Source organism: Ochrobactrum chromiisoli (genome assembly GCF_026241335.1).
GTDB classification, from domain to species: domain Bacteria; phylum Pseudomonadota; class Alphaproteobacteria; order Rhizobiales; family Rhizobiaceae; genus Brucella; species Brucella chromiisoli.
Window position 1 is genome coordinate 141,047 of record NZ_JAPHAV010000002.1, and the last position, 15,023, is coordinate 156,069.

Genomic DNA, 15,023 nt, shown 5'->3' on the forward strand with positions numbered 1-15,023 from the left:
AAGCCCCTCCAATAGAGGGGCTTTCTTCATTGGTTACTCGTAAAGCGCCGCAGCCAGTTTTCGGATTGCATCGGCTGTGCGTGGGCCAAATCCCAGCATATATGGTCCTTCCAGTACAATCAGTGACCGGCTGCGCGCGGCAGGCGTTTCTTGTAACGCTTTGTGTGAAAAGACATCTTCGTGCCTTGGCCCGCCATTGCCGTCAGAGAGCATCAAAACAATGTCCGGTTCAGCCTTGGCCAGCCATTCTTCGGATACAGGCTTATAGCCGGAATAGGCTGAAAGCGGATTGATCCCGCCTGCATAACGGATAAAAGCATCGGCTGCCGTGTCGCTGCCCGCACCGCTCAGACGCGCCAAACCATGAAAGAAGACCACTTTCTTTTGCTTGTCTGCCGATATTCTGCTGGCATAAGCCGTGGCCGCATCAAAATCATCGATGACTGTCTGCGTCAGGGTTTCACCTTGCTGTTTCCGACCGAGACGCTGTGCAATGAGGCTGATTTTTTTGATCAGTCCCTCTCGGGTGTTGTCTACGGGAACATAGAGAATTTCGACCGCTGATTGATTGAGCACATCGGTTGTTTCCGGCGGACCAATATCTTCAGATGCAATAATCAGGTCCGTGTCGAGCGCCAGAATACCCTCTGGCGAAAGGCTGCGCCGGTAGCCGACATTGGCTTTAGCGGCAGTCTCGGCTGGATATTTACTGCTTCGGTCAACAGCGATGATCCTGTCGCCTGCTCCCAGTGCGAAAATGATTTCCGTTATATCGGAGCCGAGAGAGACAATGCGTTTGGCGGGAGTATTTTCCGCAAAGGCCATCAGTGGTGCAACATGAAGCAGTATTAGCACAAACAGGGATTTTGCTATGCTGCGCAACAGGAAAACCCGGAGAGGATGTAAGAAATGCACGCCTGCCTGCCCATTTATTCTATGATCTGATCAGGAGTAGCTATTAAATATGAATTTAATAATCAAGTTAAATCACCCAAATTTATCACGGCGCGTGGAACGAGCCGCCTGTGTACTTACGATGCGCATAACACCCTTGACGGGCAGGCAAACGCCCAGCCGAACCGCAGTGTCAAATTACTGTCGGTGCTGAGTTGATGATAATTGTGCTGACACCGAGCAGGGCTATTCCTTGCGCGCGGTGCGTTTGACGGGCTGTTTAGAAGTTGGCAATGGCCGCTTAAAATCTTGACGGTTAAAATAGAGAAAGCCCCGCGTTCCGGGGCTTTTTCGATGTTGAGTGGGCATCAACTGATTGCTCGGCCGACCCAGATCAATATACAGGCCCCGATAAAGCCGGCAACCAGATAGCCGAGCCAGCCACCGAACGACACACCGAGGAAGCCGAAGATAAAACTGGCGATCGCTGCGCCGATGATACCCAGAATGATATTCATGAATATGCCCGTGTCACTATTCATGAAATTGGAAGCTATCCAGCCTGCAAGGCCCCCAATGATGATTGCTGCAATCCAGCCTATACCTGCCTCACCCATTCTTTGTCTCCCTGACTGATACAATAAAGATGGATATGTAGCAGCTCAGGCTTTCGGCAAGGGGTAAGATTAAGACGGGCAGGGGCTTGTCTCCGCCGCCCGGCTTACTCTGCGTTTTAGAATGGCCAGGCGCGCTGGGGTCCGCGCATCTCTTCCCACGCATGCGCCATTTGCAGAACGCCAAGGTCGTCAAAACGACGCCCGGAAATCTGCAAACCAATTGGCACCCCGGCGCTGTCATAACCACAATTGACAGAAATCGCGGGTTGCTCGCTCATGCTGTAAAGCAGCGTGAAATTGATATGCGCCATAGCCCGGTTAACATCGTTATCATATGGATAGGCCCAGTCTGCCGGGAAGCTTACATTTGGCGATACGGGCGAGAGGACGAAGTCATAAGCGGATGTGGCTGCGACAGTGGTTGAACGAATTTGCAACGCTTTCGTGTAGCTTTTGTAGACATCCTCGCCGCTTTTGCCCAAACCCGATTCCGCCCATGTGCGAATGATCGGCAACAGCTTCTCACGCTTTTCATCGGAGAGAGCTGCAACATCAATACCTGCACGGGTGCGCCAGAAACTATCCAAACCGTTGAGCATATCTTCGCTCATCCATGGATCAAGCGTTTCAACAATCGCACCATTGGCACTGAACACGTCGGCTGCTGCTTTGACAGCATCATAAACTTGCGGATCAACAGGCATGCCGCAGCCGGGATCAAGATGGAGCGCGATGCGCAATCCTTTTACATCGCGTTTGAGGTCGCTCCATGCAATATCTGCAAAAGGCAGGTTCATATGATCGCGGTGATCGGGCTGCGATAGCACGGCCATGGCAAGGGCAGAATCTGCAACTGTGCGGGTCATTGGTCCAACAACGCGGCCCATGAAGGGCGGGTCAATAGGAATACGCCCAAGGCTTGGCTTCAATCCAGCAAGACCGCACCATGCCGCAGGCAGACGAACAGAGCCGCCAATATCTGTGCCAAGATGAATGGGGCCATATCCGGCTGCACCGGCAGAACCCGCACCCGCACTTGAACCGCCGGGGTTCATGTCCGTGTTCCATGGATTGCGTGCAAGCTTATGGAAACTTGAAAGGCCAGATGACAGCATACCGAAATCCGGCATCGTTGTCTTACCGATGAAGACTGCACCGGCTTCGCGCAGGCGCGCTGCCGGAGGCGCATCGGCTGCAAGGGGCTTCAACTCAGTCACCGCTGTGCCGAGCGGCATCGCATCGCCTTTGGTGGCGATGTTTTCTTTCAGTGTAACCGGCACGCCATCCAATGACACGCCATTGGCCATGATTTGCTCTCCGGCCTGCCAGCGTGCTTCAGAGGCTTTTGCGGAAGCAAGTGCGCCATCCGCATCGACGAACCACATTGCATTCAATTCTGGTTCGTGGCGTTCAATATGCTCAAGAACGGCCTTGGTAACATCAACGGGTGAAAAGCGCCCGGCCTTATAGCCGTCAATCATTTCATGGGCGGTCAGTGCATTGAGTTTAGTCATGATCAGATTTTATCCATGGTATGGGAAACTAGAATTTGGTTTAGAAGGATTTGCTTCATGCGATGGCGAGTTCCCGGAATTGGGCAAAATCCCATTCTCTGCCGGGGGCTGCATCGATAAGGCTGCGCGTATAGACGTGTTTTGGCGCGGAAAGCACGTTGAACGCGGTGTCGTATTCGACGACGCGTCCGTGCTGCATCACCAGCACATCGTCACAAATCTGCGCGGCGACCCGCAGATCATGGGTGATGAAAAGAATGGCAATGCCGAGTTTTTCCTGCAATTCGTCGAGCAATTGCAGCACCTGCGCCTGAACCGAAACGTCAAGCGCGGAAACGGCTTCGTCAGCGACCAGCACATCAGGTTCCATCGCAACCGCGCGTGCAATAGCAACGCGCTGGCGCTGCCCGCCTGAGAACTGATGCGGATAACGATTGATTGCATCCTCGGGCAGGCCAACCAGTTGCAGAAGTTCTACCGCGCGCGCTGTCGCTTTGCGCTTTTCGACGCCCATATTGACCGGGCCTTCGATCAGGCTTCTGCCAATTGTCCAACGTGGATTGAGCGAACGAAACGGGTCCTGAAAGATGATCTGGATATGTTTGCGATGGGGTTTAAGTTGGCGCTGGGTGAGTTGCGCAATATCAAAGTCCGCCACCTTAATCTCACCGGATGTCGGCTCGATCAGACGCATCACACAACGCGCTACCGTTGATTTACCAGAGCCGCTTTCGCCCACAATACCCAATGTGCGGCCACGTTTGATCGTGAAACTCACATCACTTGCCGCAAAGGTGTGATCGCCTTTTGCGAAGACGGAGTGGGTTCCGTAGCTCTTTTGAAGATCATTGACGCGAAGCGCGATTGCCTCGCAAGCAACATCGCGGGCCGCACGCGGCGTCAGGCTCGGCACCGATTGCAGCAGCTTCTTGGTGTAATCCTGTTGTGGTGCACGCAGCAGTGTTTCGACAGGGGCATGCTCGACCACATTGCCATGTTTCATCACATGAACCGTGTCGGCAATCTCGGCGACAACTCCCATATCATGCGTGATGAAAAGCACGGCCGTCCCGTGCTTTTCCTGCATTTCAGAAATCAGGCTGAGGATCTGTTTTTGCGTGGTCACGTCAAGCGCGGTTGTTGGCTCATCGGCAATCAGCAATTGCGGCTCAAGCACCAGTGCCATGGCAATCATGATGCGCTGGCGCTGGCCGCCTGAAAGCTGGTGCGGATAGGAACGATAGACACGGTCGATGTCGGGCAGGTGCACCTGTTCCATGATGTCCAGAACGCGGGCTTTTCTTTCGTTGGCAGGCAGGTTCAAATGCGTGCGCAGCACTTCTTCGATCTGTTCGCCAACGCGCAACACCGGATTAAGTGCGGTCATCGGCTCCTGAAAGATCATGGATATTTTTCGTGCCCGAATGGCACGCATCGCCTGTGGACCAAGATCGAGAAGGTTTTTGCCCTCCAAATCAATTCGCCCGCCCGCAGGTTCCAGCGCGCCTTTTGGCAAAAGCCCCATGATCGAAAGCGAGGTGACAGATTTGCCTGAGCCACTTTCGCCGACAAGGCAGACCGTTTCACCTTTGCGGATTTTAAGCGAAAGGCCATTGAGAACTGGTGCAGCATTGCTATTGCCTGCAAGCCTCACGCTCAGATCGGTTATTTCGAGAACGGTGGGTTCTTTATCAAAATTGCAGTTCTTGAATATCATGATCAGCCCTCGCGTTTCTTCAGACGTGGATCGAGCAGATCGCGCGCCGTATCGCCCAGAAGGTTGATGGAAAGGATGCACAGCGACAGCAGCAGGCCCGGCCAGAAGATCAATGATGGCTTGAGCTGGAAGTAAAGCCGGCCCTCGGCCATGATGTTACCCCATGTTGGAATTTCGGTTGAAACACCGGCTCCGAGGAACGACAGAATTGCTTCAGTCAGGATTGCAGAGGCACAAACATAAGTGGCCTGAACTGTCAGCGGCGCCAAGGTATTCGGCATCAGATGCTGCCAGATAATTTTTGGTGTGGAAGAACCAAGCGAAAGCGCTGCTTCAATGTAAGGCTCTTCACGCGCCGAGAGCACGATGGAGCGTACCAGACGCACCACGCGCGGAATTTCCGGAATGGTGATGGCGGCAAGAACAGACCAGATGCTCGGACCGTTAAGCGCAATCAGCGCGATGGCAAGCAGGATTGAAGGGATTGCCATCAGGCTGTCCATGATGCGCATGATGATGGCATCTGCAAAGCGGAAGAAACCGGCAATCAGGCCAATGAACAAGCCAAACAACACGCTTATAATGGCCGCGCCAATACCGATGAGCAGTGAAACCTGTCCACCCATCAGCACACGTGACAGGAGATCACGGCCATAACCATCAGTGCCCAACGGATAGGTGTCGGTTGGAGGCTTGAGGCGTTGCAGCGCATCCATGCCCATGGGATCATGGGGGACAATCCATGGCGAAACCAGCGTTATGGCAACAATCACAATCAGAATGATGGCAGCGACCACCGGGCCAATTCCGAGCCGCGTTGCCTTGGAAAAGGATAAGGTATTGAGCAGCCATTGCAGGCGTGCTGCCGGGCGGGGTGAGGCTGACATCAGTAACGGATCCTTGGGTCGAAGAGGGTGTATGAGAGATCAATCAGCAGATTGACAAACACGTAGAGCGCACTGGTGAGCAGGATCATGCCCTGAATAACCGGATAGTCGCGCGCAAGCACTGCATCCACGGTCAGACGTCCAATGCCCGGAATGTTGAAGACGCTTTCGGTCACCACCACACCGCCGATAAGCAGGGCAAAGCCGGTACCGATCACCGTCAGGATTGGAACGGCTGCATTGCGCAATGCATGGTGAAAAAGCACCACTTTCTCGCGCACACCCTTCGCACGCGCTGTACGGATATAATCCTCACCAAGCACTTCGAGCATCGATGCGCGTGTCATGCGCGCAATCAGTGCCACATAAATGACAGCGAGCGTGAAACAGGGCAGGGCTGCGCGTGATAGAAACTTGCCGAAATTCTGGGATGGAGCCGTGTATCCCTGAACCGGGAACCAGCGTAGCTCAATAGAGAAGAACTGGATGAACAGATAGCCGATCACAAAAACTGGTATTGAAAAGCCCAGAACCGATAGGGTCATGACACCATAATCGATCCAGCTCCGATGACGCCATGCCGCAAGAATGCCAAGCGGTACAGCGATGACAACCGAGAGGACAATTGTCAGCACGGCGATGTTGAGCGTTGGCCAGATGCGCTGCCCAATCATTGTTGTGACCGACGTTCCCGAGATCAGCGATGTGCCGAGATCGCCCTGAAGCAGATGGCCGAGCCACGTTATAAACTGCACATGAAGTGGCAGATTAAGCCCCAGTGATTCACGGATGCGGTCCAGTTGCTCGGTCGTTGCGGCATCACCCGCAATGATTGCCGCCGGATCGCCGGGCGTCAGACGCAAAAGCAAGAAAACAAAGATCGCGACGATTGCCATCACCGGGATGACGGCAAGAATGCGACGCAGGATGAAACCGAACATCGAGTTGTCCTTGTCGGAAATTAGTCAAAGGGGTGTGAAGGTTGTAAAATGTAAGCAACGCTACGTTCACACCCTTGTCTGATTTTGTGAGGCGGCAGTTCTTAACGATCAGAACGCGCCGCCTGTCTGGTGTCCGCCGCTTTTATGCAGCCGTTGCAAAAGCCTATTCGGCCTTCTTCACGTTCCAGAAAACCTGCACCGGCGACATGACCATGTCTTCGAGAGCCTTGCTGCGTGCATGTGGCGAATAGAACTGGCCCAGCGGCAGGTAGCTCACAGTATCCATCGCATGGACCTGAATTTTCTTCGCAACTGCTTTGCGTTCCTCAGGTGTCGTCGCGTCAATGAATTCCTGACGCATGACTTCGATTTCATCGTCTTTCGGCCAGCCGAACCACGCCTGATCGCCGCGGCCATTGAGCATCGGGCTGATGAGCGGATTATCAACTTCCGGCACGATCCAGTTTGTGAAGAACAGGTTCCAGCCGCCTTCGCTTGGCTTGCCCTTATTGGCACGGCGCGTGACGACGCTTTGCCAATCCATTGGCTGCATATCCACAGTGAAGCCTGCTGCTCGCAGAGCCTGTGCAGCCACGATAGGCTGGGAGGCAATGACACGAACGTCGGTCGGCTGAAGAATGACGACAGGTGTGCCGTCATAGCCTGCTTCTGCAAGAAGCTTTTTTGCGCCTTCAATATCACCACCGTTCACAAGCGTCTCACCGCCCGTTTCATCACCCAGTGGTGTTCCGCAGCCGAAGATCGCGCCGCAGACTTTGTAATATTCCGGGTTGCCGACGATGTTGGCCAGAAAGTCTTTCTGGCTCAGTGCCTTAAGAGCCGCCTGACGGACTTTTTTGTTATCAAAAGGTGGGTATTTGAAGTTCATGCGGCCAATGGCCTGATAACCCAGATCATCGCGCAGTTCGATTGCAATATCGTCACTGGTCTCAAGGATCGGAAGCAGATCGACAGGGACCTGATCAATGAAATCGACTTCGCCAGACATGATCGCGTTAACGGCGGTCTGGGAGTCTGCCATCGTGACCCATTTGACTTTCTCGACATTGACTTTTTTGCCACCGGCCATCCAGCTTGGTGGCTCATCGCGCGGTACATAATCCTCAAACTTGACATAGCTCGCACTTACGCCCGGCTGAAATTCTTCAGCCACAAATTTGAATGGACCCGATCCGATATGCTCGGTGATTGCGGTATCTGCCGGTGTTGCCGCGATGCGCGCAGGCATGATGAAGGGCGGAAGTGCAGACTGCTTGGCGATGGTATCAAGAAGCGGCGCGAAGGGCTCGCTCAATGTCCAGACAATGGTTTTGTCGTCTTTTGGTTCAAGACTTTCCGTCAGCTTGAAGATCGTTTGCCCACCGGAATCACGCTGGCCCCAGCGTTTGAGCGATGCAACGGCATCGGCGGCAGTGACAGGCGCGCCGTCATGGAACTTCAATCCGTCGCGCAGTGTAAATGTGTAGGTCTTTTTATCATCGGAAACGGTCCAGCTTGCCATTTGTGGCTGTGGCTGAAACTTGTCATCAACGGCCACAAGCACGTCATAAATCATATAAGCATGATTGCGTGTGATATGCGCGGTTGTGATGACCGGATCAAGAACCCGCAGCCCCTCCATGACTGCTGTGATTGTCTGCGCCTGTGCTGGCAAGGAAAATGCAGCAGAGCTGGCGAGCAGTACGGCTGCCATTCCTGCGAGAGCAGATCTGAACCTGTTTAAGCTGCGCTTTGGCTGCGCTTTCGCTTTCCATGAAGGCTGAGAGTTCTTTTCATAAAACATTGTTTTTCCCATTTGCAGATGATGTTCCGTTGTTTTTTCTGACAGCGTTAAGGCTGCCTGGTGGCTTTGACATCCAACCTTTTTGCTCGCGTCGAAATTCAGATGTGTTTCGCGCATTTTTTCCTCCTCCAATCCACCCGTCAGTCACTCCTCATGATTGACATAAGTATCGTTAGGCGATACGGTAGTATTGCTATTGACGATAGCTGGCATTTTGATAGGGTGTCAAGGGGATTTGAAGGAGGGGCTATGCGCGATGTTGAAAGAGTGGAATACGGAGTGCGTCCGGTTCCGGAAACAGAGGCGGAGGATCCGCTGTTCGTAAACGCCATAGCGCGGGCCATGCAGGTGCTTTCTGCTTTTCACGGAACCAGCAAACCGCTCACCCTCAACGAGATCGCAAAAATATGCGGAATGGGCAAAAGTGCCGTTCAGCGCATCGTTCATACCTTGCGCCAGCAGGGCTATATCGAACGCGATCCGAATGATCGGGGGTATGTACCCGGTATTCGTATTCTCGATCACACACTGGATTATTTGCGGCTTAATTCTGTGATCGTTCGCGCGCTGCCATCGCTGCTTGAGTTGCGGCGTGATGCGAGTGAGCGCGTCGATTTGAGCGTGCGCGACAATCTCAGACTGGTCTATGCTCTTCGCTTGCAAAGTAAACGCGAGGCTTTCTTCGCAACCCTTATCGGTAACAGTGTGCCTCTTTATTGCACGTCAGGCGGACGGGCGGTCATGGCGCAGTTGAGCGACGACGAGGTGAATGAAATCATCGAGCGGTCCAATCGACGAAAGTTTACGCCGCGCACGATCACCGATCCTCAGGCTATCTGGGAGAAGGTGCTGGAAGCGCGCGAGAATGGTTATGCGCTTGCATCGGAAGAGGTTTTGCAGGGCGAAATCGCGATTGGAGCGGCCATTCGTGGTCCTGATGGGCGTCCCGTTGCAGCGCTGCATGTGGGCGGTTCACTGAGCGAATGGAACAAAGAAACATTCTCCAGCCATTTCGCGCCATTGGTTATGGCGGCGGCGGGAACAATTAACCGGCTTTGACTGGGGTTAACCCCAGTTTTCGATGCGTAGTTTCGATCCATCGGAGAAGCGCGAAATATGGAACGGGGATGGATCAACGACTGGCGTTTCGCCGGTCACTATATCGGCCACCAGTCGCCCTGCTCCGGGGCCAATGCCAAAGCCATGCCCGGAGAAACCCGTTGCTACAATAAGACCATCAATGCCGGGCAAGGGCGAGATGACCGGAATAACATCTGGCATTGTGTCGATCAGTCCTGCCCATTCCTGTGCGATTTGAGCGGAAGCGAAAGACGGAATTGCTTGCTTGAGTTTGGTCAGCACTTGCGCATTGGCAGCGCGATGCGGCTCTGGATCAAGGATACGAATTTTTTCAAAGATGGAAGTTTGATCAGCCGGGCGAAGTTTCCATTGAAAAGCCTCTTCAAAGAACCGTTCGCCGAAACGAAAGCGCAATGAGCGCCATTCGGTTGAGAGTGACGGGATGAAATCCCGGAAGAAGCGGAAACTGTCGGGCACGATGTCGGCTATCGAGCCGCCAAGACTGGCAATCGTATAGCCGCCATCAAGGCGTTTGCGCAGCGCAAAGTCGGAAAACGCGATCGCCGGATCGATACCCGCATCAATGGGCGCAGTTCGGAATACGGATGAACGGACTTTCAACTGCGGAAGATGCGCATCAAAGCCTGACAAGATCAGTCGCGACCATGCGCCGCCGGCTACGACAATCGCTTCACAAGCAACGCGGCCTTTCTCGGTTAAAACCGCTGAAACCCGGCCATTGGTGGTTTCGATGCCGCGAACAGCACAGTTCTGCATAATAACAGCGCCCAGTTCCTGCGCTTTTGCGGCAAGCGCTGGAACCGCTTTTTGTGGTTCGGCGCGCCCATCAAGTGGCGTAATCATGCCGCCTTTGAGCGAACGCTTGAGCCCCGGTACAATGTCCGTTGCCTGCTTGCTGCTGAGAAGTTGTGTCTCAATACCATGTTCGCGCGCAATCCTGATCCACTGATCATAGCGCTCAACGTCCTCTTCTTTTTCGGCAGTATAAACAATGCCTGTCACGCGAAAGCCTGTTTCGCGCCCGGTATGTTCATTCATTGTTTCCCAAAGGCGCATGCTCTCGACGATCAGCGGCAGTTCGCGGCTGTCGCGACCTGTGCGGCGGCACCAGCCCCAATTGCGGCTTGATTGCTCACCCGCAATCTCGCCCTTTTCGAACAATGCGACAGGAATGCCGCGTTCTGCCAGAAAAAGCGCGGTTGAAACCCCTATCACGCCTGCACCGATGACGGCGACCTTCGTTTCCAAGGGCAAACGTTCAGCGGTTGTCACTTTGTCGGTGATTGGCCCCATGGTGCGTCTCCTGTCATGCAAATATGTTGGGTGCAGCATTGCGTGATTTGCGAGCTTATTCAACTGGATAAGGAGGCAAATTATTCTCATCGTCAGTGTATTCTGGCAAATGCCTGACGTAATTTCTCTTGTTTTATTGGCAAAGACGTTCAACTCGTTTTATATGCGCTTTGATGAAAACAGGACTCTCGGCCTCTTCTATGGATGCACGCACGCAACAAGACATGAAGCTACAGTACGAAACGGCCCCGGCACTGACACTTTCAGGCATTGGGCGTCAGTTCGGAACGGTGCGTGCGCTGGATCATATTTCGCTCGATGTGCAGCCGGGAGAGATTATCTGTCTGGTGGGGCATTCCGGTTGTGGAAAGACTTCGCTGTTGCGGATTATCGCCGGTATCGACGCGCCCGACGAAGGCCAATTGATCATGGGTGGGCGCACTTTGGTTGGTCCTTCGGTTTTTGTTGAACCGGAAAAGCGCAATATCGGGGTGGTCTTTCAGGACTATGCCTTGTTTCCGCATCTGACAGTGCGGGAAAATGTAATGTTTGGCTTGCGAAAGCTGCATAAGGACAAGGCGCTGGCGCGGGTCAATGAACTGTTGGATCTTGTCGGTCTTTCAGCCATGGCCGAGCGCTATCCCCACATGTTGTCAGGCGGCGAGCAGCAGCGTGTGGCCCTTATCAGGGCGTTGGCGCCCAAGCCCGATCTGCTGTTGATGGATGAACCTTTTTCCAATCTTGATCGTGGTTTGCGCGCGCGGGTTCGCAGAGAAACCATGGCGCTTCTGCGCGCGCTTGGCACACCGGTTATCATCGTCACACATGAGGCCGAAGAAGCGCTTTCCACAGGTGACCGGGTTGTTTTGATGCGCTCTGGCGAGATTGTGCAGCAAGGTCCGGCCCGGGATCTGCATGATCATCCGAGCAGCCGTTATGCTGCGGATTTTTTCTGTGATTTCAATGCGCTTGAGGGCGTGGTTCGCGGTAACGTTATCGAAACGGCAATCGGCGAGGTTAATCTGCCAAAGGATCGTTTGTTAACGGGGAATGTGCTGGTTTATGTCAGGCCACGTGACATCGCGATTATTTCCGATGATGCGCCCGATAGATTGCGCGGTTATATCGAAACTCGCACCTATCTGGGTGAGACGGAAGAACTGCTGATCAATCTCGTTGATCGTAAAGAACGGGTGCGTGTGCGTAACCAACATCATCTGCCTGAGAGCACAACGTCTGTCCGTGTGCGTGTCGATTGGGACAAAGCACTGGTATTTGCAAAATAATGAGTGAATTTATCATATTTATTGCCCCGCAAGATTGACCCTGCAAAATGCAGCCAATATATTCCGATTGCATCACATATAGTTCCAAATGAACATATTTTATCGGAGGTAATATGCCCAAGATCGCGCGTGCTGGACTGGCTCTTATGGCTGCGACGTTTCTCTCAGGTGCTGCAAATGCAAATGAGGTGAATATCTATACAACGCGTGAACCAGGCCTGATTCAGCCCTTGCTTGATGCCTATAAGGAAAAGACGGGAACAACCGTCAATACCGTGTTCCTTAAAGATGGTCTTGCAGAACGTGTTGCTTCGGAAGGTGATAAATCCCCAGCCGATATTCTTATGACGGTGGACGCAGGCAATCTTGTCGATCTCGTTGACAAGGGATTGACGCAGGCAGTTGATTCCCAGACGCTGAAGGATGCTGTTCCTGAACAGCTTCGCGATGCGAACGGCAACTGGTACGGCCTGTCGATGCGCGCGCGTGTGGTCTATGCGGACAAGGATCTCGAACTGGACCAGATTAACTATGAAGACCTGGCCGATCCGAAATGGAAAGGCAAGATCTGCATCCGTGCCGGTCAGCACCCTTATAATACGGCGCTGATTGCGGATTATATTGCGCATCATGGCGCAGAAAAGACCGAAGAGTGGCTGACAGGTCTCAAGGCCAATCTGGCGCGCAAGGCTGCCGGTGGTGACCGTGACGGCGCCAAGGATATTGCTGGCGGAATTTGTGACATTGCGGTTGCGAATTCCTACTATGTCGGACTGATGCGGTCAGGCAAGGGTGGCGATGAGCAGAAGACATGGGCCGATAGCATTAAGGTCGTTCTCCCAACGTTCAAGGATGGCGGAACACAGGTCAATATCAGCGGTGCAGCCGTTGCCAAAAACGCTCCAAACAAGGAAGAAGCCGTCAAGCTTCTTGAATACCTCGTTTCGGACGAAGCTCAGCAGCTTTATGCAAAGGCCAATTACGAATATCCTGTGAAGCCGGGTGCTTCGGTCGATCCGATTGTCGAATCCTTCGGCGAGCTGAAGATCGATCAGGTTCCACTTTCGGAAATTGTTACCCACCGCAAGCAGGCCAGCGAACTGGTCGACAAAGTTGGTTTTGACAATTAAAAGTCGATTACTGTTGTAAACACGACGCCGGTGCACATCCTTGCGCCGGCGTTGTAATATGAGGAAAGCATGCCGCAAACAGCGCAAGCCGCATCGTCATCCCTGCCTTATCGGACCCGCTCCGGGCGCTGTTGGCTGTGGCTTTCCGGTCTGATTGCGCTGCTTGTTTGTCTGCCGGTGCTAGCGCTTATAACGGAAGCGTTCAGAGGTTCTTCCGGTTTGTGGGGCCATCTTTTCTCGACGATTTTTGCCTCTGCTTTCAAAGACACAGTTATTCTGCTGGTGGGGGTCGGGCTTATCACGGCGTTGGTTGGCACATCCACGGCATGGCTTGTGACGGCTTATGATTTTCGCGGACGTGGCATGCTGGAATGGGCGCTTTTGCTGCCGCTTGCAGTGCCGACTTATATCGTCGCCTATGCCTATCTCGATATTCTGCATCCCATTGGCCCCGTGCAAAGTGCAATCCGCTTTGTGCTGGGTTTTGATACGCCGCGCCAGTTTCGTCTGCCTGATATAAGATCAATGACCGGTTGCATCATTCTGCTGGGCTTTGTTCTTTACCCTTATGTTTATATCCCGACCCGCGCGATGTTTCTCACGCAGTCGGCAAGTTTGATCGAGGCTGCTCGCACCTTGGGCGTGAGCCGGAGAGGAATTTTCTGGCACGTGGCGCTGCCGCTCGCGCGCCCTGCGGTTGCAGTGGGGGTAAGTCTTGCCCTGATGGAAACACTCAACGACGTTGGTGCTGCCGAGTTTCTTGGCGTGCGTACACTGACAGTTTCGATCTATACGACCTGGGTGACGCGCTTTGATCTGCCGGGTGCGGCACAACTTGCGCTGGCGCTTTTGCTGTTGGTTGTTGCCCTTGTATCTGTTGAGCGCTGGGCGCGCCGCAAGCAGCGCTTTTCATCCAATATTCGCCATTCGCGCGGGTTTGAACCACTCAAAGTAACCCCACTCAGAGGTCTATGGCTGGCGGTGCTTTGTGCTCTGCCGATCATCATCGGCTTCATCATGCCTGCGACCTATCTGGTCATCGAAGCAATTAAACGTATGCGCTTTGCAGGCATCTCACCGCGCCTTGCGGGAGAAGCCTTTAACACGGTCATGCTCGCGTCTACCGCAACCATTCTGGTGCTGTTATTGGGTGTGATGGTCGCTTATGCAATGCGGCTCTTTCCCGGTGCTGCATCGCGCTGGTTTTATCGTTTTTCCACAATGGGCTATGCGGCCCCCGGAACGGTGATCGCAATCGGCATTATGATTGTTTCGGGCGCAGTTGATCGGTTGTTTGATCAGGTCTTTGGTTATCTGTTCGGACTATCAACCGGACTGCTGCTCATTGGCTCAGGTGCTGCAATTGTCTATGCCTATGTTGCGCGGTTTCTGGCGATTTCTGCGGGTGGCATCGATGCGGGACTCGAGCGCATTCCACAATCACTTGATCAGGCGTCGCGTAGTCTGGGGCGCGGTGTGACGGCCACATTCTATCATGTGCATCTACCGCTTTCCAAGACTGCAATCGTGGCGGCGGGATTGCTGGTCTTTGTGGATTGTGTGAAGGAGCTGCCTGCAACCCTTCTGTTGCGTCCGCTTAACATTGAGACATTTGCCACGCATCTTTATGGCGAGGCCGCGCGCGGCACTTATGAAGAAGCTTCTGTTGCGGCGCTGGCAATTGTTGTGGTCGGCATCCTTCCGGTTATTTTGTTGGCTCGTGTCGGTCGCCGACTGGGGCGCGCTCATTGATAGCTGTGGAAGCTCTGCAATATCAAATTGTTACAATATTGTTATGTGCCGTGGCTTTAACAGCGCGTTACATGCCCTTTTCCAAAG

Annotated in this window: 12 protein-coding genes; 4 read left to right on the top strand and 8 right to left on the bottom strand. The window is 53.6% G+C overall.

Annotated elements, in window-relative coordinates:
• Positions 1–33: 33 nt before the first annotated feature.
• From OPR82_RS07385 to OPR82_RS07415, 7 genes are all read right to left on the bottom strand, one after another.
• The gene (locus OPR82_RS07385; protein ID WP_265984022.1) at positions 34–855 is read right to left on the bottom strand and encodes a heme/hemin ABC transporter substrate-binding protein; all 822 of its coding nucleotides are present in this window, start codon (positions 853–855) and stop codon (positions 34–36) included.
• A 407-nt stretch (positions 856–1,262) separates the two neighbouring features.
• A complete protein-coding gene (locus tag OPR82_RS07390) occupies positions 1,263–1,511 on the bottom strand; it encodes a GlsB/YeaQ/YmgE family stress response membrane protein (RefSeq protein WP_265984023.1) in 249 nt (82 codons plus the stop codon).
• Between the two features lie 116 nt (positions 1,512–1,627).
• Entirely contained in the window at positions 1,628–3,025 is a 1,398-nt protein-coding gene (locus tag OPR82_RS07395; protein ID WP_265984024.1) for an amidase, read from the bottom strand.
• A gap of 55 nt (positions 3,026–3,080) precedes the next feature.
• The gene (locus tag OPR82_RS07400; protein WP_265984025.1) at positions 3,081–4,742 is read right to left on the bottom strand and encodes an ABC transporter ATP-binding protein; all 1,662 of its coding nucleotides are present in this window, start codon (positions 4,740–4,742) and stop codon (positions 3,081–3,083) included.
• A gap of 2 nt (positions 4,743–4,744) precedes the next feature.
• Positions 4,745–5,629, bottom strand: coding sequence for an ABC transporter permease (locus OPR82_RS07405; protein WP_265984026.1), 885 nt, complete (start codon positions 5,627–5,629; stop codon positions 4,745–4,747).
• Positions 5,629–6,570, bottom strand: coding sequence for an ABC transporter permease (locus OPR82_RS07410; protein WP_265984027.1), 942 nt, complete (start codon positions 6,568–6,570; stop codon positions 5,629–5,631). The genes OPR82_RS07405 and OPR82_RS07410 overlap by 1 nt, the downstream gene beginning before the upstream one ends.
• A gap of 163 nt (positions 6,571–6,733) precedes the next feature.
• A complete protein-coding gene (locus OPR82_RS07415) occupies positions 6,734–8,284 on the bottom strand; it encodes an ABC transporter substrate-binding protein (protein WP_265984468.1) in 1,551 nt (516 codons plus the stop codon).
• Between the two features lie 339 nt (positions 8,285–8,623).
• On the opposite strand from OPR82_RS07415, the gene OPR82_RS07420 reads away from it, so the two are divergent.
• Positions 8,624–9,433 (top strand): IclR family transcriptional regulator, encoded by an 810-nt coding sequence (locus OPR82_RS07420; RefSeq protein ID WP_265984028.1) that lies wholly within the window; start codon positions 8,624–8,626, stop codon positions 9,431–9,433.
• Positions 9,434–9,439: 6 nt separating this feature from the next.
• On the opposite strand, the gene OPR82_RS07425 is transcribed toward OPR82_RS07420, so the two are convergent.
• Positions 9,440–10,768, bottom strand: a complete 1,329-nt coding sequence (locus tag OPR82_RS07425; protein WP_265984029.1) for an NAD(P)/FAD-dependent oxidoreductase — start codon at positions 10,766–10,768, stop codon at positions 9,440–9,442.
• Between the two features lie 200 nt (positions 10,769–10,968).
• Between OPR82_RS07425 and OPR82_RS07430 the strand changes: the two genes are divergently transcribed.
• From OPR82_RS07430 to OPR82_RS07440, 3 genes are all read left to right on the top strand, one after another.
• Positions 10,969–12,054 carry an ABC transporter ATP-binding protein gene (locus OPR82_RS07430; protein WP_265984470.1) on the top strand — a complete coding sequence of 362 codons (1,086 nt, stop codon included), beginning with the start codon at positions 10,969–10,971 and terminating at the stop codon, positions 12,052–12,054.
• Between the two features lie 113 nt (positions 12,055–12,167).
• Positions 12,168–13,184 carry a Fe(3+) ABC transporter substrate-binding protein gene (locus tag OPR82_RS07435; RefSeq protein WP_265984030.1) on the top strand — a complete coding sequence of 339 codons (1,017 nt, stop codon included), beginning with the start codon at positions 12,168–12,170 and terminating at the stop codon, positions 13,182–13,184.
• A 69-nt stretch (positions 13,185–13,253) separates the two neighbouring features.
• Positions 13,254–14,936, top strand: a complete 1,683-nt coding sequence (locus tag OPR82_RS07440; RefSeq protein ID WP_265984031.1) for an ABC transporter permease — start codon at positions 13,254–13,256, stop codon at positions 14,934–14,936.
• Positions 14,937–15,023 lie beyond the last annotated feature (87 nt).

Bases quoted from the DNA above. Each gene is read 5' to 3' on its own strand.
- OPR82_RS07410 (WP_265984027.1), bottom strand. From the start codon at position 6,570: ATGTTCGGTTTCATCCTGCGTCGCATTCTTGCCGTCATCCCGGTGATG.
- OPR82_RS07415 (WP_265984468.1), bottom strand. From the start codon at position 8,284: ATGGCAGCCGTACTGCTCGCCAGCTCTGCTGCATTTTCCTTGCCAGCA.
- OPR82_RS07400 (WP_265984025.1), bottom strand. From the start codon at position 4,742: ATGATATTCAAGAACTGCAATTTTGATAAAGAACCCACCGTTCTCGAA.
- OPR82_RS07395 (WP_265984024.1), bottom strand. From the start codon at position 3,025: ATGACTAAACTCAATGCACTGACCGCCCATGAAATGATTGACGGCTAT.
- OPR82_RS07420 (WP_265984028.1), top strand. From the start codon at position 8,624: ATGCGCGATGTTGAAAGAGTGGAATACGGAGTGCGTCCGGTTCCGGAA.
- OPR82_RS07405 (WP_265984026.1), bottom strand. From the start codon at position 5,629: ATGTCAGCCTCACCCCGCCCGGCAGCACGCCTGCAATGGCTGCTCAAT.
- OPR82_RS07430 (WP_265984470.1), top strand. From the start codon at position 10,969: ATGGATGCACGCACGCAACAAGACATGAAGCTACAGTACGAAACGGCC.
- OPR82_RS07440 (WP_265984031.1), top strand. From the start codon at position 13,254: ATGCCGCAAACAGCGCAAGCCGCATCGTCATCCCTGCCTTATCGGACC.
- OPR82_RS07425 (WP_265984029.1), bottom strand. From the start codon at position 10,768: ATGGGGCCAATCACCGACAAAGTGACAACCGCTGAACGTTTGCCCTTG.
- OPR82_RS07435 (WP_265984030.1), top strand. From the start codon at position 12,168: ATGCCCAAGATCGCGCGTGCTGGACTGGCTCTTATGGCTGCGACGTTT.
- OPR82_RS07390 (WP_265984023.1), bottom strand. From the start codon at position 1,511: ATGGGTGAGGCAGGTATAGGCTGGATTGCAGCAATCATCATTGGGGGC.